This is a genomic window from Blautia sp. HCP3S3_C4 (assembly GCF_052064095.1).
Lineage (GTDB): Bacteria > Bacillota > Clostridia > Lachnospirales > Lachnospiraceae > Blautia_A.
This window is the reverse complement of sequence record NZ_JBQHWF010000001.1, coordinates 258,211-278,905: the sequence shown is the minus strand read 5'-3', so window position 1 is coordinate 278,905 and position 20,695 is coordinate 258,211. Positions and strand designations below refer to the sequence as shown.

Here is a 20,695-nt window from a genome sequence, read left to right as displayed (position 1 = left end):
ATACCATTTTAAACTATTTCCAGCCCCAGTTTAAGAACCTGGTTTGTTTAAAAAAGAGTCCTTATTTGCTAACTCCCGGCTTATCTTTCATATGAAGCGCTTTATTGCTTAACTTTTTCTATTTTTCAGACTTTTCTTTTCTTACTTTTTCGCGCTGCTTTGTAAGATCATAGTAATCATCTGTAATAAAACCATGTCTGCGCATTGCATCAAATACTCTCTGCTGTTCAGCGGTCATCTTCATTCCTATGGAGTTATTGTAATCTGTCAGGACACAGCCGGTCTTCTCGATCAGCCAGAATAATGGGGAATCATCCTCCGGGATCAGCTTCCAGATTTCATCCTCGGTCTGTGGCAAAAGCTCCATCAGCCTGTGAAGATGTCCCCCCTTACTGATAGGACGATAGTCTCCGTCCGGAAGAATAATTCCGTCAGAAAAATTAAGATCTGTCTTTTTCTTTTCCTTCAGCAGTTCTTCTGTCACCTTCATTTTATCGTCTCCCAGTAACCAGTAACGCCGCACAGCCATGGGCAGTGCGGCGTTATTTTAACTATTTACCGTTCTTTCATTATCACTAATTAAAAATTAGTCATAAAGGTTAGGAGCGATGGTTTCATCTTCCATGTTAGTGGAATCATACCAGTAACCAGCTGTAGGAACATCTTCAAGCTCCTGTCCGTTAGCTGCTGCTGTCAGAGCGTAGATTGCATAGTATCCCATCATCAGAGGAGACTGTGTAACTGCACCAAGAAGTGTACCATCCTGTACAGCTGTTTTGATTGTTGTACCAGCATCGAAACCAACACCGATTACATCACCGTTTGCTGCGTCAGATCCAAGAACGTTCAGGTTGTTGTTTGCTGCAAGAACACCTTCTGCAGAAACCTGGTTGGAACCGAAAACTGCGATACAGTTTTCCTGGGAAAGGATTGCCTGAGCCTCTGTGGAGCAAAGCTCTACAGTTGTCTGTGCAGGAACACCTACCTGGATAACAACATCTGCATCAGCTTCTTCAGCGTCAGCGCCTTCTGCTGCGTTTACATAGAAATCATTACCTTTAACTGCTACTGTTTTGCCATCAGCTTTAACAAGTTCGATCATTTTGTTAATGAAACCTGTACCACGCTGCTGGATGTTCTGAGCTGTAGCATCCTGGTTAACTTCACCGATGATAACCTGTCCCTCAGCGTTTGCAATAACGTCTTTGATCGCATCATACATATGCTCGGCTGCTACAGAACCAGCCTGTGCATTGTCTGTACAAACTTCACAAACAACAGATCCTTCCGGAGCATCAGCAATACCTGTATCGAATGTTACAACCGGGATTCCCTTTTCAACGCAAGTATTCAGAGCGTCCTGTACAGAAGATGTATCGCATGCTGCAATACCGATTCCTTTAGGATTGGAAGCGATTGCTGTGTTGATCATGTTAACCTGGTCAGCAATATCAGATTCACTGTTTGGTCCCTGTGCTGTATATGTAACGCCAAGTTCTTCAGCTGCTTTCTTCATACCTTCCTGAGCTGCATCCCAGTATGTAGACTGGAAAGATTTAACCATCATCGGGAATTCATAAGCTTCAGCTGCTTTCAGATCTTTGAACTGCTCTGGCATATCATCTGCTGCCATAACACATGTAGCTGACATTCCTGCTACCATTGTTGCACACATAACTAATGCGATCACTTTCTTTGCTTTCATTTAATACTTCCTCCTTTTAAGAAAAAATTATATAGTTTTTATGATGATACCCCAGAAGAACTACTGCCTTTCACTACTCTTATCCCTATTTTCATGAAAAGCAGCCTTGCTCCTCCGTTGTTTCATTATCCCTTACATTTCTGCGATTCCTATCGCAGTATGGCTACCCGGCTATTAGTGGGAGCCTTTCTTTTCTTTCATAATATCGATCAGGACTGCTACGATCAGAACGATACCTGTGATGATCTGCTGCCAGTTTGCCTGCAGGCCGATGTATGGAAGACCTGTCTTTAAGAGCATGATGACAAAGATACCAACAAATGTACCGATTACGGAACCGTAACCACCTGTTGCTGCAACACCACCTACGAATACACCGCCGATGGCGTCCATCTCAAGTCCGGCACCTGTACCAGGCTGTACAGTAGGTGTAACTGCTGCATATGCGATAGCTGCAAGACCTGTAAACAGACCACAGACTACATATACCATTACATGGTAGAATTTAACGTTGATTCCTGAAAGAGCTGCTGCTTCTTTGTTGGAACCGATTGCAATGGTGTAACGTCCGAATTTTGTCTTATTCAGTACGAACTCCATTACCAGAACCAGGATAACCATCCACAGAAAACCGATTGGATAACGGGAAGCGCTTCTTCCTGTACCAACTGTAATTTTGAAGATTGTGTGGAACCATCCACCATCCTGTGATAATGCCGGCCATGGTGTAGCACTGCAAAGAGAACCAGCACCACGGGTAATCATACAGGTACAAAGGGTAGCAAGGAATGGAGGCAGGTTCATAACACCAATCAGCACACCATTTGCTGCTCCTACAATAAGTCCAAGTACAATGCAAAGTAACATTGCTGCTGCAACCGGAAGGTTGTTATTTCTTATCAGAGATCCTGAAATCAATGCGTAACATACCATACCAGTACCAATTGACAGGTCTACACCTCCGGTAATAAGCGGGAATGTAACACCTATTGCCATCAGAAGGTCATAGTATGAGAAATCCAGCATACTGAGAAGTGTAGTGTATTTTCTGAACTCAGCACTTCTGAAAGAGAAGAATGCAGCCAGTACAATGATAACCAGCAATACAATAAATCTCTGATCACTTAAAATACTTTTTTTCTTCTTAGTCATGACTTTCCTCCTTAATCAATATTTCGTGTAGCCTTACTCATAATGTGTTCCTGTGTAGCTTCGGAAATATCAATATTTCCAGTTACTTTACCTTCACACATGATGATGATTCGGTCACTCATTCGGAGAACTTCTGTCATTTCAGAAGAAATCATAATAATGGATTTACCTTCTGCAGCCAGTTTGTTCATTAATTTGTAAATTTCATTTTTGGCACCAACGTCGATACCTCTGGTGGGCTCATCGAAAATAAGGATCTCACTGTCTCGTGTCAGCCATTTTGCGATAACCACCTTCTGCTGGTTACCACCGGAAAGATTGACTACCAGCTGATCGCAGCTTGGAGTTTTAGTTGCCAGTTCTTTTACATATCTCTCTGCAACTTCTTTTTCTTTCGCCTTATTGATCAAAAGACCACTGGTAAATTCTTCCATAGTTGCCAGTGTCGTATTCTCTGTTACAGATTTCTGTACAACACAACCATATCTTCTTCTGTCCTCTGACAGATAACCGATACCGTATTTAACTGCATCCTGTGGACTGTTGATGGTAACCTCATGAAGCTGTCCGTCCTTGCCCATAATGGAAATCTTTCCACTCTGTTTCGGGTCAGCTCCGAATAATGCTCTGGCAGTCTCTGTACGTCCTGCACCCATCAGTCCTGAGAAACCAAGGATTTCTCCTTTACGAAGCTCAAAGCTTACATCCTGAACCATCTTACCTGCATTCAGATGTTCTACTTTCAGAACAACCGGTGCATCCGGTGCAACCATGCTGTGTTCCTTCGGATCTTCGTAAATAACACGACCAACCATCATGTTGATGATATCTTCTTTTGTACTTTCTGCTGTAACCAGTGTTCCCACATAACCACCGTCTCGCATGACTGTTACACGGTCTGTAATCACCTTGATCTCATCCATACGGTGTGAGATATAAACAATTCCCAAATTTTTCTTACGCAGGTCACGGATAATCTCAAATAAATCAGCGATTTCCTTCTCTGTCAGTGCAGCGGAAGGCTCATCGAAAACAATAACCTCCGCTTTATGGGAAATTGCCTTTGCGATCTCGCACATCTGCTGCTTACCTACTGTAAGGTTTTTCATCTTTTCTCTTGGATTGATTTCAATATTCAGATCCTTGAAAAGCTTCTTAGAATCTTCGATCATTTTCTTGTCATCAATACGTAATCCCTTCTTTGGCTCACGTCCGATGAAAATATTCTGGGCAACTGTCAGGTCACCTACCATGTTCAGCTCCTGATGCACGATTACAACACCTGCATCCTGTGCTTCTCTGGTACTGTGAAACTCTGTTTCCTTACCCTTATATGTAATACTGCCTGAATCTTTCTGATAAATACCGGTAAGAACCTTCATCAGTGTAGATTTACCGGCACCGTTTTCTCCCATAAGTGCATGTACTTCGCCGCGTTTCACCTCGAAATTAACGTGATCAAGGGCATGAACTCCAGGAAAGGACTTATCAATGTCCTTCATAGTTAAAATAACTTCACCCATTGTTACATCCTCCCTTCCGATCAGTTCTTTCTGCGTCTTGCAGATACGTCGACGTAAACTGCTGCGATTACAATGAGACCTGTGATGATCATCTGCTGTCCTTTACCAAGGCCAAATGCCATGATTCCCTGCTGAAGAAGTGAGATGATAAACACACCGATTACTGTACCGCCAATAGAAGCAAGTCCACCAACCATGGAAGTACCACCCATTACACAACCTGCAATTGCTTCGTTGTTGTACTGGTCGCCGTATCCAGGCTGAACAGTTGTATAAGCTCCTACGAAGAACAGTCCTGCGATTCCAACCAGAACACCGCAGATTACATAAGCAAGCATCTTCCATTTTCTGGTATTAACACCGGAAAGGCGAACCGCTTCGCTGTTAGAACCAAGACAAAGGATATAACGTCCCGGTTTTGTGTTGTAAAGAATAATACCGCAAAGCACAGCTGCAATCAGGAAAATTACAAGTCCTACAGGGAAGCCCTTGTAAGAAATGATATTTCTGAACCATCCATTTACAGGATCTGAAGACTGTGGCCAGCTTACAGACTGAGTTTTGGTAAATACAGATGCAAGACCTTTTGCAATGTTCATAGACGCCATGGAAATAATAAACGCCGGAACTGACATGTAAGATACCATAAAACCATTAAACATACCAAAGGCAAATCCGATCAGCACACAGATCACCATTGCCAGGGCACATGGTACATGGTAAGCTGTCATGCAGTATCCTGAGATCAGGGCACAACAGAACATTACCGGTCCAATGGAGAAATCAATTCCTCCGGTTGCAATTACGAATGTTACTCCAAGTGACAGGAAGCCAAGGAAGTATACATAGTTCAAAGTAGATTTAATACTGTCAGACACAGGGAATTTACTTCCCAGAACTACTTTGAAAACAATGAACATAAGAATCAGAATACAGACAAGCAGGATTCTGTTCAGTCCAAGCTTCTTAACCACTGGATTTTGTTTCAACTTTTCCAAGTTATACACCCTCCTTACATTTTATCTCTCTTGTTGTTGAGTCTATCTTACCTTAATACCAGGATAATTGTAATGGAATATTTTCCAAAAAAAGGTTAAATATTTCCTGTCTGTGCATAGGAAATATTTAACCTTTTCTGTAACATAATAACCATTTACTTTTACATTTGTCTGCTATATATAATAAGAAGTTTTTTAGTAAAAAGGGAAGATCAGCCGCTCAATATCACTGTCATACATATTGTCCGGTGTCACCAGTTCACAGCCGGAATCAATATTTTTCGCCACAGAGTCTCCGTTCAGCATATGGATTGTCTCCTCCACTCCCATATATCCCATACGGAAAGCCTTCTGAACAATAATCCCCTTGTAAACTCCCATTTCCATCAGATTAATGGCCTCCTGGGAGCAATCCACACCGACTACTGCAATCCTGTCCTTTGCCCCTGCATCACTGACTGCACGTCCCACGCCTACAGCAGAATATTCATTCATTCCTGCGATCATTTCCAGATCTGGATATTTCTTCATCAATTCATTGGTCAGCTCATAGGATTTTTCAAAAAGGGAGTTACAGTAAACCACCTCTACAATATTTTTTGCATAATCCCCCAGGCCCTCTCTGAAGCCCTGTTCTCTTTCCACTGCAGTAGAAACCCCTTTTACATGACTGACTATGGCAAGCCTGGAATCCTTATCCAGCAGGGTTCTGGCATATTCCCCCAGACGTCTGCCTGCCTCCACATTATCTGTGGCAACAGTAAGATCCTGAAGCTCTTCCTCTGTATAAGAGTCAATATAGGTAATGCGGATTCCCTTTTCCTTTGCCTTTTTCAGCAGTTTATCTGACGCACTCATACTGGAAGGAGAGAACAGGATGGCATCCGGTTCCTTTTCAATGGCTGCCTTAAGCAGACGATTCTGTTCTTCAATATTTTCCTCTTTGTCCGGTGCCATAATCTCCAGTTTTGAGCCATATTCCTCTGCAGCCATTTTACATCCGGAAATCAATGATGACCAGAAATCATTGGCATCATCCTTAATCTTTGGAATATAGATCAGAGAACACTCTCTGGTTTGCGTCACTCCGGGAGACATCAGCCCTGTCACAGCCACCAGAAGTGCAGCCATAAGGATTATTATAATGATAATCACTTTTCTATATTTTCTCATGGACATCCTCCTGCCTTTTGGGGATCACAACAGTAGCTGTAGTTCCCTTTCCTTTTTCACTGTGATAGATAATTCCATATTCCTTTCCATAATAAAGGACCAGACGCTGCTGTACATTGTATACTCCCACTCCGTTTGAGTGGTAATTGACCTTATGCTTATCATAGATATGCTTCAGTGTTTCCTCATCCATGCCTACGCCGTCATCTGTAATATCAATAATAATCCGTTCTCCCAGTTCATAGCCATGAACCTTGAGCATTCCCTTGCTCTCTTTGTATTTCAGGCCATGATAAATAGCATTCTCCACAATGGGCTGCAGCACCAGACGGATGATCTGTGCATGGGTGATCCGTGGATCCACATTGATCTCAAATTCCAGCTTATCCTTATATCGCATTTTCTGAATCGTAAGATAACTTCTTACATACTCGATTTCCTGCCCAATGGTCACCAGTTCATTTTCAATACTGATACTTTGCCTGAGAAGCCGCGCCAGAGAAGCAGTCATAAGTACTACCTCTTCATTCTTTTTTCCTTCTGCCATCCAGATAATAGAATCCAGTGTATTATATAAGAAATGAGGATTGATCTGGGACTGAAGTGCTTTCAGTTCAATTTTTCGTTTCTGCTCCTGCTCCTGAATGTTCTGAGCCATCAGATCCTGGATCTTGTGAGTCATCACATTAAAAGACCGGGTCAGGCTTCCGATCTCATTATCCGAATACACCTCAATTTCCGCTGCAGAAAAATCTCCCTTCTGCACTCTTTTCATAGAATCGCGTAGCTTCTGGATCGGGAAGGTAATATTTCTGGCAATCTCGCTGGAAATCACCAGGGCTACTGCGATCAGTCCCAGAGCTACCAGCACATAAATGCTTCTGGCTTTTCTGCTGTTTTTCAAATGCTCAGACATATTCATACAGCCTACAATGGTCCATCCGGTTGTCTCAGAATGGGACAGAGCATATATTTTCTCATCATCACCCTTTCCTGCTGTAACCACATCTGTTTTGGCATTCATAATCAGGGAAATATTTTCCGTCTGCAGTTCATTATAAAGCTGTTGCTGCTGTGGATGATACACAATATTCCCATCCTGGTCCAGAATAAACACATAGCCTTTGGTTCCCACACTGTTCTGCGTACACAACTCACTGATGGCACTGTAGTTCAGGTCAATAAAAACTACTCCATCACTGTCTCCTTCTCCTGTATAATTACGGATTCCTCGGCTGAGAGTGATTACCCAGGGGCGCTCCCCACTGATCACATTCTGCACATGGGAAGAGGTCAGGTTATAATGATCATATTTTCCCACAGCATCTGCATACCAGTGCTGAGTATCAAGCTTCAGGTTCTGATTACGGGTAGACATCCCGTTATTAAACAGGGATGAACTTCCATTTTCTCTGCGCACAATTCCAATGTTGCGGATGTCAGACCTGCCCTTCAGTATGGTCTTAAACTGTTCTGTCAGACGCTGTCTGCACTGATTATACTCCTTCAGAGAGAGAGCATCTATTCCGCTTTCACTGTACAGATATTTATAGGCATCTCCGCTTCCAGCTACCAGGGACGCAATATTATCCATATAGCTGATATAGGAATCTATATTCTGATTCAGTTGCCCGATAATTTTCTGTGTATACATAACGGAGTTCTCATAAATGGAGGAATTGGTATATCTCAGAGAAACAACAGTCACTACCAGCACTGCACTTAACACCAGAATTGAAACTGCACAGAATATTGAGTTCTGAATACTCTTAAATTTCACAGGAAGCCTTGCAGCTATTCCTTTTTTCTTCATCGGCGTTTCTCCCTTGCATATTCAGTAGGTGTTTTCCCTGTTATCTTTTTAAAGGAAATTCCAAAATAATGAGGGTCTGAGAAGCCTACCTTTTCTGCGATCTCATAATTTTTCATAGTGGTATTCTCCAGAAGTTCCTTGGCTTTCTCCATCCTGACCCTGGTCAGCACTTCAATAAAAGTCTCTCCTGTCATTTCCTTAAATATGGTACTGAAATAGCTGGTGCTGATATTCAGATAAGAACAGATACTGTTCAGGCTCAGGCCCGGATCCATATAATTTTTCTGTATATAATCCATTGCCAGCATTCCCTGTCTCTGTCCGCTGGAGCTGTTCAGCTCCTGCAGTTCGTCAAATACCTCCTGTGCATACTTCTCCACCAGGGCCGCTGCCTGAGAGAACATTCTCTGCTCTGTAACTGCTTTCAAAAGAGCCTCTCTCTGGGCTATAATCTTTTCCGGCTCCTCACTGAGAGACTGACAGGTATTTCCAATTGCACGGATCACCTGCTGCAGATAAATGCAGGCATAACTTTTTTCCACTAATGCGGATTTAATCTCTGTCTCAATCTGTCCCAGTGTTTCTTCCATAAGCCTTCGGTCTCCGGACTTGATTGCCTCTGTAAGTGTTTCCAGATCATTTATCAGGAAAATAGAATTGTCTGTTTTTTTCTCTTCCATATCAAAAAGCAGATTTCCACCTAAAAGATAACGGTAATCAATGGCTTTGGCAGCCAGCCTGTAGGAATAGATCAGCTCATAAGGTGACCGCACCCAACTTCCGATTCCAATGGAGGTCTCAAGCCCGATTACCTCCTTTACCTTCTTCTGGATTTCATGGCAGATTCTGTGGATGCTCTCAGAAAATTCCTTTGTCCTGTTTCCGGCAAAGATGATACACACACGGTTGTTTCCCTCCTGGTATACCACTCCCGCCTTCTCCCGTACCACAATCTCATCACCTACATTAAACAGCACAAAAGCCATAAGTGCACTCTCCTGCTGCTTATCCATATCCATCTGGTACATTTCCGAATACGTATCTATATCAAACACTGCCACTCTGTAGCTGGCAGCCTGGAAAGTAATTCCCATTCTCTCCAGCTCATCCAGGCTGACCTGTACTTCTCTGGTACATTTCACCAGACAGTCCAGCGCCTTAGAACGGATTACATTTGCATTCTTATGATAATCCTGGGAAACCTGAGTCAGAGACTCCATCTTCCTCTGTTCCTTTTTCCTGGAATCCAGTTTTTCCTTCATATTTTCAATAACCTTGGTCAGCTCCATGGCAGTAACCGGCTTCAGCATATATTCGCTTACATTATACTGTATTGCTTTTTTTGCATACTCGAACTCACCGAAACCGCTGAAGATCACGATCAGAATATCCGGATAATTATCATGGAGAAAATGGCTCAGTTCCATTCCATCCATATAAGGCATGAGAATATCTGTGAGAACAATATCTACCTCATGTGTTTTTACAAACTCCACAGCCTGTTTACCGTTCTCACAGTCTCCTATCAGTTCACAATCCAGCTTTCCCCAGTCAATGTTCTCCCTGATGGCATCCCTGACAAGGATTTCATCATCCACCAATAAAATTTTGTACATAGAATTATATCTTCCCCCATAATATCGTTATCCCGCAAACATTTGCCATATGCCGTTCATAAATCATGCCTATGGTATCTCATAGTTCATTACATGTAAAATATCATACCATATTTTGACGATTTTTACAATTTTATGTATCTGGTTTTTAGCAAACTTTGCTCATTCCACAAAATATTTCACAGATATCATCTGTAAATATTAACAATTCCTGATCAGCATAAAAAAATAAACATTTTACGGAAAATATTGCCTTGAATAATCTGCCCGAAGCCTGTAAACTGATGAGTAGTAATAAGCGTGTACTGTGTTGTTATATGCAGACAACATATAACAACGCAGTAACTATGAATGTATTGTTGAAAGGGGAAAAATTATGTTAAAAGGTATTCCTGAAATTTTATCACCAGAATTATTAAAAGTATTATGTGAAATGGGACATAGTGATCGTCTTGTCATCGCAGACGGCAACTTTCCTGTAGAATCTATGGGCAAGAATGCAATTACAATCCGCTGTGACGGACATGGCGTGCCGGAGCTCCTGGATGCCATCCTTCAACTCTTCCCACTGGATACTTATGTAGAGAAACCTGTAAATCTTATGGAAGTTATGCCTGGAGATACTGTAGAAACACCAATCTGGGATACTTACAAAGAAATCGTAGCAAAACATGATGACCGCGGTGCAAAAGCAATCGGAAATATTGAACGTTTTGAATTCTACGAGCAGGCAAAGACAGCATACTGCATCATCTCTACCGGTGAGAAAGCTCTGTACGCAAATGTTATGCTTCAGAAGGGTGTTGTTATCAATAAATAATTCTGAATAACAAACACTTCTTACTTAATGATCAATACTCCAGGCAATCGGAGTGCTCCTCTGAACTGTCTCAATTATACACATACACACACATTTTCCTAAAAAAAGAACAGTTGCACACAATGTGCACTGTTCTTTTTATATTGCATTATTTTTTCTTTTTCAGGAAGTAAAACAATAATCCTGCAAGGAAAACCGCCCCTGCAATACTGATACAAATTCCGGCAACATTTCCACCCAGGGAAGCGCTTATATTCCCGGAAGATGCTTTCTCTGCCTTTTCTGTGGGAGCTACCTCTGTTGTCGGGGTTGCCTCCGCCGTTGGGGTTGCTTCTACTGTCGGAGTTGCTTCTACTGTAGGAGTCGCCTCTGCTGTTGGGGTTGCTTCTACTGTTGGAGTTACCTTTGCTGTAGGAGTTGCTTCCGGTGTAGCAGCTCCGTTCTCAGCAGAAGCAGCTTCCGGTACGGTCGTCATATCACCAGAAGCTGCCGGCTTATAATCTGTGCCCTTATCCAGATTCAGCCATCCCTCTGTGCTGCTTCCTTCTTTGTCATCTATGGATGTCTTTCCCCAGCTGCTGCCATCTTCGCTCTCTACATACTGGGAAATATGGACAGAAGTACCATTTGCAATTTCTCCTGTGCCAGACACCTCTCCAAACTTTTCTCCAGGTCCGTTATAGAGTACAGCAGCTTTATCCTGGCTGTTTATCTTTACATCAAAATCTGCATCCTGTCCGCCAAGTACCTTATATTCTGATTTTACAGCCTCAGACCGGGACACAGGATCCAGGTTATCCATAGGTACATAGCCATTCATTCCATGATACTGGGTATATCCCCATTTTTTATTATCTGTTCCGGTTTTCTCTCCCTGGATTCGGATTGCTATCCCATTAGGGATAAGTTCACCATTAAGCTTTGTGCTCTGAGGATCTGCCTCTGAATAGATATCAATTCCTCCCTCCGGGCTCTCCACAAGCATGTAATAATCAGTCACATAATCCGGATTCTGGCTGGTACCCTCATCTGCCCATACACATACTGTCATGGTAAATATACATATCAAAAACCCCAAAAGTGTTCTCAATGTTTTCTTCCTTGTCTTTTTCTTCATGATTATTTCCTTCAATTTTCATCCTTCAGCACTTTATATACGATGATCCCGTATACCTGCTGTATACCTTGCCATAGGGTTCCTTTACATACGCTTTTACTGCATAGGAATATAATACACCTTTTTGGGCTTTCTTGTCCAGATAAGAAGTAGAAGTTCCTTTAGAAATTGTCGCAAGTAATTTGTATTTTTCGCCCTTCTTCTTTCTGTATATCCGATATCCGTCACAGTTTTTCTGCGCCTTCCAGCGAATACGGATTCCATTTTTCTCTTTTTTTACAGAAGATACCTTCTGCAGTGCAGGAGCTGCCTTTATAACCTTTCCCGGAGTATACGCACTCATATAGGTTCTGGTGCTGGATTTGTACCATGCCCGCACTGTATAGCGGTAAGAAGCAGTGGCTGTTATCTTTTTATCCTGATACTTCAGCACTGTTCCCTTTACTGCTGCCAGCTTTGTCCATTTTCCTCCGGACGCTGCCTGGCGATAAATGTTATACCCCTGGGCACCGGTCACCTTTTTCCAGGTAATCTGATTATATCCATTATTGTTTGCCTTTGCAGTAAATGCCGGGGTATCCAGCGTACTTTTGGTATTCAGAGTTCTGGTATGCGCCTTGATCCTAAAACTATAGCCTGAAGATACCACATCCTTCCACTCAGCGCTGGCAGATGCCCCCTTGAAAAAGGTCTGGTTCTCTGTCACTCCGGCTGTAGAAGTAAACCATACAGAATCATTGGTATTCTTATACCGGGTACTGTTCTCCACACCAAACTGAATTGTTTTGGAACCGGCATTTGTCAATACTACTGAATAGGAAGAACCTGGCATAAGAACTACTTCCGGAACCTCCACTGTCTGCACGCCTGCAAGATCCTGGGTGTAAGTAACCGGAGCAGAATATGCAGGAGTTCCACTGAAAGGATCTGAAGAATCTGTCAGATTGGTATACACCTGAATCCGGTAAACCGCATCATCACTCATGGTCACTACATTAACTTCCCCCAGTGCCTCATCTTTCTCCGGAGCTGCTTTGGCTTCAAAAACAGCTGCTGCAGACTGCCCGGTCTTAATACCGGCCTTGGAAATTGCAGAAGAGCCATCGTAGAAATAATTATTGGGATATTTTTCATCATTTACAGTAACCGCCTCTGCAGTAACCAGATTACTAATGTTCTGATCCTGGTAAGAGAGATAAAAATAACCATCCTCTCCCCAATCCGTGCCCCAGCTGTTTTTGACGATCCAGGCACCATCCTGTGTAACCTTGGAGGAAGTCTTAAAATTCGCCTTGGAATAATTGTCATCCCAGCCAACTACAGTTACAATATGATTAATATATCTGACAGGATTATCTCTGACAGGATAACAATAGGCTCCTGTATCCGGGTTGTAATAGGAGGTAGACATATCAAACATAATAGACACTGCCTGGTCCCGGGTGATCATTTCCTTCATTCTCTCCTGAGAATAGTCAGAAAAGCTGGCATTTTTCAGATGTACCACACTGTTATATGCTTTAATATCCGGGATGACCTCTGACAGATCCTGGGTATGGGTATCATCTGTAGGCAGCGGCACATCTTCCTCTGTGGTCATTCCGGACCAGGTAGAAAGAAATAATGCTGCCAGATAATCATTTCCCCCAATTTTATGATAATCTCCGGCTACCCCATTCTGGTCATAGGGAGTATTTCCCAAGGGATCATTCTGTCTGTTGGAAAAAAAATAGGATAAATGTTCTTCTGACAGATCATAGTTTCCCTTTCCCTGGGCCAGCAGAGAAGACTCCAGAAGAGAAGCCATGCCAAAAGCCCAACAGGTTCCAAAAGGGTGCTGATTTTTTACTGATGTAATATAGCCATACTTTCTGGAATCATAAAACGATGGAAAAGCTGATGATCTCATTCCATATGCCGCAGGTACAGAGCTTAAGTCACTGTCTACCTGAGGACCGGGATCCAGTTCTGTCAGGCTTCTGATCGGATCCAGCTGTTCCTCCCTCTCTTCCTCTGTGAGAGGCCGTCCTTTGATATACCGGATTTCATCAGTATCTCCAGTTACATCCTCTTCTGCATCCTGAAATTTATCTTCACTGTCATCTGCAGTAAAGGTTTCCTCTGTGATATTAAATTCATCCTCTGCTATGGGGACATCAAACGCATCCTCTTCATTCTCTATGGGCAGCTGCACCTCTTCTGCACCGGAAGCAAACAACTCACCTGCAGAAACAGGTACAGAAGATATTGTCACAGCAAGCGCAAGGAGCAGAGAAAAAGTCCGCTTTCCGGCAGCTCTTCTTTTCTTCAAATCCGTTCCTCCTTTTCTGATAAAGTAATATAAATCCAAACACTTCATGATATCTTTATGTATTGAATATTATTATATCTATTTATCAGGAAAATGTAAACAGTAACGTAAATACCCGCCTCTCCGAAAAAGGAGAGACGGGTATTGAGGTTTTATCATGTTATTTACTTATTATAACTGTTTCACCTTATTATTTATAAAGTGGTCCGTAGTTCTTGCATGCTCTGAAGTCGGCACCTTCTTTGTCCATGCCGAATGCATTCCATGCTGCCGGACGATAGATATCTTTCTCAGGAACATTGTGCATGGATACCGGGATTCTCAGCATAGAGCACATTGTGATAAGATCTGCACCGATGTGTCCGTAAGAGATTGCACCGTGGTTAGCACCCCAATTGTTCATTACATCATAAGCTGTTTTGAACGGTCCTTCTTTTCCATCACATCTTGGAGCGAACCATGTACATGGCCATGTATAGTCTGTACGTTTCCACAGTTTATCAGATACTTCTTCAGGAAGAGCTACTGTCCATCCTTCAGCAATCTGCAGAACCGGTCCAAGTCCTTTCACAAGGTTCAGACGGATCATTGTTGCAGGCATCTGAGCTTTTGTTTCATAACGGCTGGAGTATCCGCCTCCACGGAAGTATCCGTTGTCAGCCATACACCATTCTGTGTTATCCATGATTGCTTTCTGGTCTTCTTCTGTGATATCCCACCACTGTTTCATAACAGCATTGCCATTTTCATCTTTAGCTTCGCCGTTAGCATCGAGGCAGGCAGCACCGGAGTTGATCAGGTGAAGGAATCCACCAGCTTCTTTAGCTACGCCTTCAAGGTCATATCCTGTAGCTTTCTTAACAGCCTCTGGGCTCCAATATGTACGAACATCAGCGAAAATCTGTGCTCTGTTTGTCAGAAGTTTCATGAACATCATTCCAAGTCCGTTCAGAACATCGTTTTCTGTAGCCAGGATGTATGGCTCACGTGCTCCGTTCCAGTCAAAGGAAGTATTCAGCATAGCTTCTGCAAAGTCACCATTCGGATAGAAGTCTGTCCACTGTCTCTGTCCCTGGAAACCAGCTGCCAGAGCGTTGTGTCCGATTGCTTCCTCGGAGAATGCAGGATCAAGATTGTCACAGCCGTTCATCAGCTCTTTGATGATAACTGCCATCTTAACAACAAACTCGAACTGCTCTTCTTTCTTCTCAGCTGAGAACTGAAGTTCTTCAGGGTTCTTGTCCCATCCGATCTTACAGGTCTCTTTTGCCCATTTCAGAGCTTTCTCAAATTCTGCGTGATCATAGATGCCTTCTGTCATACGACGAATGATTTCTACCTCATCAACAGACTCAACTCTCATTCCAAGATAAGATTCGATGAAATCGGAATCAATGATAGATCCGCCGATACCCATTGTTACAGAACCGATCTGCAGATAAGATTTTCCTCTCATAGATGCTGCTGCAACTGCTGCACGGCCGAATCTTAACAATTTTTCTTTAACGTCTTCCGGAATAGATGTGTCATCAGCTTCCTGAACATCATGTCCGTAGATACCAAATGCCGGAAGTCCTTTCTGTGCATGTGTTGCAAGTACAGATGCAAGGTATACAGCACCAGGTCTTTCTGTTCCGTTGAATCCCCATACAGCTTTGATTGTCTGTGGATCCATATCCATTGTCTCAGCACCGTAGCACCAGCATGGTGTAACTGTAAGAGTGATATCTACGCCTTCTTTACGGAATTTATCTGCACATGCAGCGCTCTCACCAACACGTCCGATAGTTGTATCAGCGATTACAACCTTAACCGGTTCTCCGTTGGAATATCTTAAATTCTCTTCGAATAATTTGGCAGCTGATTTTGCCATGTTCATTGTCTGATCTTCCAGAGATCCACGAACATCCAATGCTCCTCTACGACCATCGATAGTAGGTCTGATTCCGATTACCGGATAGCTGCCAATTAATCTGCTCTTTGCCATAATAAAAATACCTCCTGAATTTATTTTGTGTCTTTACCCCTATTTATCAGGAAAACACAGTACTTTTAAAAATCATGGTTTTTCCTGACTGTTTCTGTTATTATTATACATTTGCATTCCATAATTTACTTGTGTTATAATAGCAAAAAATAGTACAATATTCGCTTTTTCTGTAATGATTATAAAATTTCTGTAAATTTCTGAAAGGAGGAGATTTTTTTGCATGATTTAGGACGTAATGAGGACCGGCCAAGAGGAACCTATTCCTTTCCTTTTGAGTTTCATCACATTGACCATACCCATCCCAGATATGTCATGTCTTATCACTGGCATGTAGAATATGAGATCATACGGATCCTGAAAGGGAAACTCACTGTCACTTTAGACGAAAAAAGTTTTGTTGCAAATGAAAATGATGTTATTTTTATACATAGTGGAATTCTCCATTCCGGAATTCCTGAAGACTGTGTTTACCAGTGCATTGTTTTTGATATGAATACTTTTCTGAAAATCAATTCTGCCTGTGCAGAATATATACAGATGATTCTTCACCAGGAAATGATGATTTTTCCTCATTTTACAGAAGAACAACCGGAGATTCTTTCCTGCATCTCCTCTCTTTTTCGCGCAATCAGTGAGAAAAGAACCGGTTATGAGCTGATTGTATTTGGACAATTTTACCACTTTTTCGGTCTTATTTTTAGTAATCATTACTGTCTGGACAATCCCACACAAAACCGCAAAGATTACAAACGTATTCTGCAGCTAAAACAGGTGCTGGAATTTATTGAAAAGAATTACGCCAACCCTCTGACTCTACAGCAGCTTTCTGCCTCTGTGTCCATGTCTCCCAAATATTTCTGCCGGTTCTTTTCGGAGATGACTCATCAGACACCAATGGATTATCTAAACCGACAGCGGATCGAGGAAGCCTGTTACCAGCTGGCAGCCACCGATGATTCCATCACTGAGATTGCCTATAGAAATGGATTTAATGATCTCAGTTATTTCATCCGGACATTTAAGAAATATAAGGGAACTACCCCCGGAAAATACAAACGAAGATAAAATCACCACAGATATTTTCCCTCCAGACCTGAAATTTGTCCCATTCACTAAAAAGGGGGGATGTAAAAAACTCGATTGAGTTTTTTCGCATCCCCCTTTTTATGTACTTCCTCTGATTTTATTCAACAGAAGCTATGGCAAATGTCTGAGCGACATTTTCTTTTGTAACAGAAGAAATCCCTGATTCAAATTGGATTTTAAGAAAACAGACTTTTATTATTAATCTTTTCTTTTGCTACTGTATTTATTCTAGCAGACCAACATATATATTTCAATTAGAATCGTTCATCATTATCTTGGATAATCTGACAGCAAAATCCCACCTGCATTTCCTTTTATGTTGCTTTTTGGTTATTTTTTATATTTTTTTTCAAAAACAACGCCACATTTCAGTACATTTTGATTGACAGCCTCCAGAAACTGTTGTCCATATTTCGCATATTTATGTTCCCCTACCCCTGAAACGCTCAGCATTTCTTCTTTATTTTGAGGCTTGATCATGCACATATGTACCAGTGTTTTATCTGAAAAGACAATATAAGGAGGCACTTTTTCTTTTCTTGCAATTTCCATACGAAGCTGACGCAGTTTTTGAAAAAGAGGTTCATCCTCCTCATGCAAAATGCCTGAAGCTTTAGACTTATTGTTTTCTTTGGATTCCTTTTTCTTAATTTTTTTCGGCTCTTCCTTTGCCATTTTCATAGTCAGAATATATTTTTCATTCAAAAGCAATTCCGAACGGTCTGTAAGCTTCACCAATGTATATTCATCATTGGAAAGCCTGATGTATTCTTTTTCCAGAAGGAAATTAAAAATCTGTCTCAGCCTGTATATGGGGATTTCTCTGCATTTTCCATAACAACTATTCTCCTCCATATGGTACTGGCGGATTTTTGCTGTGTTAGCACCGCGCAATGTATCCAGGATCACATTTACTCCATATCGCTGTCTGCACTCATCCACACATCTGACAATACTACATGCTTCTGCAGACACATCTACTTCTTCAAATTCCGTAAGACAGTTCTGGCAATTTCCGCAATAATTAGGACCATACTCTCCAAAGTATCTCAGAATATATTCTCTGAGACATTCATGGGTAAAACAGTAAAATGTCATTTTCTTCAGCCGTTCCTCATCCCGCTCCTGCACAATAGCTCTGGTTACAGGATCCAGTTCCTGATTTTCCTGATTATTTTCAATAAAAAAGCGATTGGTGATCACATCCTGCCCACTGTAAAGCAATATGCATCTGGCCGGTTCTCCATCACGCCCTGCACGTCCTGCTTCCTGATAATAGCTTTCCATATTTTTAGGCATATTATAATGAAGCACATACCGGACATCAGACTTATCAATTCCCATTCCAAATGCATTGGTGGCAACCATAATCTGGCAACGGTCATAAATAAAATCATCCTGATTGTTCCGTCTTTCTTCATCAGAAAGCCCTGCGTGATATCTGGTTGCAGAATATCCCTCCTGAATCAGCTTCTGGCACACTTCTTCCACAAGCTTTCTGGAAATACAGTATATGATTCCACTTTCTGTCCTGTGTTCTGATACATAATCCCTTATAAATTCATATTTATCCCTGGGTGTTTGCACAGAAAAAAACAAATTCTGCCTGTCAAATCCCGTAGTGGTCACAAAAGGCTCCTGAAGCTGAAGGATATCAATAATATCCTCTTTAACCTCCTGTGTGGCAGTAGCTGTAAAGGCACTTACAACCGGACGGTTAGGAAGCCTTTCTATAAATTCCATGATTTTCAGATAGCTGGGGCGAAAATCCTGTCCCCATTGAGACACACAGTGAGCTTCATCCACTGCAATCATGGAAATCTTTACATGAAAGGCAAAATCCAGAAATTCTTCATTAAGCAATCTCTCCGGAGCTACATAGATAATAGGGTATCTTCCTGCTTTCGCAAGCCTGAGCACTGTATAATACTGCATTTCACTCAATGAACTGTTAAGAAATGCAGCCAGTATTCCAGCCTGATTTAAGGCACTTACCTGATCTTTCATAAGAGAAATCAAAGGAGAAATCACCAAAGTGATTCCTCCCATCATTAGCGCCGGAATTTGATAACACAGGGATTTTCCTGCCCCTGTAGGCATAATACCCACAACATCCCTTCCGGAAAGAATGGCATCAATCACCTCTTCCTGTCCTTCTCTGAATGTATCGTATCCAAAATATTTTTTCAGTATTTGATTTTTTGTCAAAATTTTCAAATCCTTTCCAGCCAGTAACTGCAGGATCATTGCAGCCACACAAGTTTCTCACAATTTCTACATTATGTCACCCAAAACAGTCAATCCATATTCTGCCAGACTGTGATCTTCTTCTGAGGTACCACCGCTGATTCCCAGGCCGCCTATGATGGTATTACCACATTTTAACGGCACTCCACCTCCAAATATTGCAATCTTTCCGCTTTCAAGTGTATCCACTCCATAAAATGTACCACCCGGCCCGGCAAGCTCACCCAGTTCTCTAGTAGACATTTTTACGGCTACTGAGGTATATGCTTTCTTTACAGCTACATCATAGCTTACCAGATAAGCACCATCCATTACATGAACTGCAATTGGATTTCCCTCAGGTCCACAGATTGCGATTACAGAATTCATGCCCCGGCGTATGGATTCCTCTTCAATTTTTTCAATCAGCGCCTTGGCTTTTTTGAGAGTTATTCTGGACTGGATTCCCATCTGTGCCAGCACTTCACGGACAACTTTTTCATCAATCCCATTGCTTATCTCTGAAATTGTATTCTGCGTTTTCACTTTCTGTTTTTCCACATCCTGCTTTTTTATATTTTGTTTCTCCACATTTTGATCCTCTGTCAGTCCCAGGGCATCGGATAACTCCACATATTTCGCAAGAAGGGATAAATAGTCTGATAATCTGTTCAGATATTTCTTGCTTTCAGTATCTGCTCCAAATTTTACAGCAACCTGTGCCAGACACCGTTCCGTTCTTCTGGCTACCGCCCGGGTTACGTTTATTTCTGCTGCAGTCCTGTTCTGCCCGGATACTTTTTTTCCAGCCTGCTGTCCGCATAATTCTTCCAGTCTGTCCGTCTCTTTCTCAAGATTGTCAACAATCTCCTCATTGACTTTAAAATCTTTGCTGTATGGGTCCTCTACTCCCGCTGCGATCAGATCCAGATTATCCTGTATACTACTCAACATTTTTACCGTTTCTTCCCATTTCAGCATACACTTTACCAGCCCGATATGACTGTTCAGCTCATCAATTGCTCCTACAAGCTGGATACGGTCATCCGACTTGGAGACGTTTTTGGTACGGGCCATATCTGTAATTCCCCTATCTCCCCGTTTTGTATATACGCTCATATTTTTCATCTCCTGTAATGTGCAGAATGTTTCCGGTTAACTGAGT

General features: G+C 42.0%; 15 protein-coding genes. 2 read left to right on the top strand and 13 right to left on the bottom strand.

Annotation, left to right across the window (positions count from 1 at the left end; translation table 11 throughout):
* Positions 1–118: 118 nt before the first annotated feature.
* From ACTNC6_RS01295 to ACTNC6_RS01260, 8 genes are all read right to left on the bottom strand, one after another.
* Entirely contained in the window at positions 119–490 is a 372-nt protein-coding gene (locus tag ACTNC6_RS01295) for a hypothetical protein (RefSeq protein ID WP_441034563.1), read from the bottom strand.
* A 96-nt stretch (positions 491–586) separates the two neighbouring features.
* Complete coding sequence (locus ACTNC6_RS01290; RefSeq protein WP_441034565.1) at positions 587–1,705, bottom strand: substrate-binding domain-containing protein; 1,119 nt, start codon at positions 1,703–1,705, stop codon at positions 587–589.
* 174 nt (positions 1,706–1,879) lie between these two features.
* Complete coding sequence (locus ACTNC6_RS01285; RefSeq protein WP_173742178.1) at positions 1,880–2,857, bottom strand: ABC transporter permease; 978 nt, start codon at positions 2,855–2,857, stop codon at positions 1,880–1,882.
* Between the two features lie 11 nt (positions 2,858–2,868).
* Positions 2,869–4,380, bottom strand: a complete 1,512-nt coding sequence (locus ACTNC6_RS01280; RefSeq protein ID WP_441034567.1) for a sugar ABC transporter ATP-binding protein — start codon at positions 4,378–4,380, stop codon at positions 2,869–2,871.
* Between the two features lie 20 nt (positions 4,381–4,400).
* Entirely contained in the window at positions 4,401–5,378 is a 978-nt protein-coding gene (locus tag ACTNC6_RS01275; protein WP_441034569.1) for an ABC transporter permease, read from the bottom strand.
* Between the two features lie 195 nt (positions 5,379–5,573).
* Complete coding sequence (locus ACTNC6_RS01270; protein ID WP_441042988.1) at positions 5,574–6,551, bottom strand: substrate-binding domain-containing protein; 978 nt, start codon at positions 6,549–6,551, stop codon at positions 5,574–5,576.
* Complete coding sequence (locus ACTNC6_RS01265; protein ID WP_441034573.1) at positions 6,538–8,364, bottom strand: cache domain-containing sensor histidine kinase; 1,827 nt, start codon at positions 8,362–8,364, stop codon at positions 6,538–6,540. Before ACTNC6_RS01265 ends, ACTNC6_RS01270 begins: the two co-directional genes overlap by 14 nt.
* Complete coding sequence (locus ACTNC6_RS01260; RefSeq protein ID WP_441042987.1) at positions 8,361–9,980, bottom strand: response regulator; 1,620 nt, start codon at positions 9,978–9,980, stop codon at positions 8,361–8,363. The genes ACTNC6_RS01265 and ACTNC6_RS01260 overlap by 4 nt, the downstream gene beginning before the upstream one ends.
* A gap of 376 nt (positions 9,981–10,356) precedes the next feature.
* Here ACTNC6_RS01260 and ACTNC6_RS01255 point away from each other — a divergent pair, with 376 nt between their 5' ends.
* Entirely contained in the window at positions 10,357–10,800 is a 444-nt protein-coding gene (locus tag ACTNC6_RS01255) for an RbsD/FucU family protein (RefSeq protein WP_173742184.1), read from the top strand.
* A 148-nt stretch (positions 10,801–10,948) separates the two neighbouring features.
* On the opposite strand, the gene ACTNC6_RS01250 is transcribed toward ACTNC6_RS01255, so the two are convergent.
* From ACTNC6_RS01250 to ACTNC6_RS01240, 3 genes are all read right to left on the bottom strand, one after another.
* Positions 10,949–11,917: a hypothetical protein gene (locus ACTNC6_RS01250; RefSeq protein ID WP_441042986.1), complete on the bottom strand. Its 969-nt coding sequence runs from the start codon at positions 11,915–11,917 to the stop codon at positions 10,949–10,951.
* 25 nt (positions 11,918–11,942) lie between these two features.
* Positions 11,943–14,228, bottom strand: coding sequence for a C1 family peptidase (locus tag ACTNC6_RS01245; RefSeq protein WP_441042985.1), 2,286 nt, complete (start codon positions 14,226–14,228; stop codon positions 11,943–11,945).
* 190 nt (positions 14,229–14,418) lie between these two features.
* Positions 14,419–16,215, bottom strand: a complete 1,797-nt coding sequence (locus tag ACTNC6_RS01240) for an L-fucose isomerase (RefSeq protein ID WP_441034581.1) — start codon at positions 16,213–16,215, stop codon at positions 14,419–14,421.
* A 219-nt stretch (positions 16,216–16,434) separates the two neighbouring features.
* Between ACTNC6_RS01240 and ACTNC6_RS01235 the strand changes: the two genes are divergently transcribed.
* Positions 16,435–17,283, top strand: a complete 849-nt coding sequence (locus ACTNC6_RS01235; protein WP_303241886.1) for an AraC family transcriptional regulator — start codon at positions 16,435–16,437, stop codon at positions 17,281–17,283.
* A 351-nt stretch (positions 17,284–17,634) separates the two neighbouring features.
* Here the strand turns inward: ACTNC6_RS01235 and recQ are convergent, their stop codons facing one another.
* Positions 17,635–19,512 (bottom strand): DNA helicase RecQ, encoded by a 1,878-nt coding sequence (gene recQ, locus ACTNC6_RS01230; protein ID WP_441042984.1) that lies wholly within the window; start codon positions 19,510–19,512, stop codon positions 17,635–17,637.
* Between the two features lie 66 nt (positions 19,513–19,578).
* Positions 19,579–20,649 (bottom strand): cob(I)yrinic acid a,c-diamide adenosyltransferase, encoded by a 1,071-nt coding sequence (locus ACTNC6_RS01225; RefSeq protein ID WP_441042983.1) that lies wholly within the window; start codon positions 20,647–20,649, stop codon positions 19,579–19,581.
* Positions 20,650–20,695: the final 46 nt, after the last annotated feature.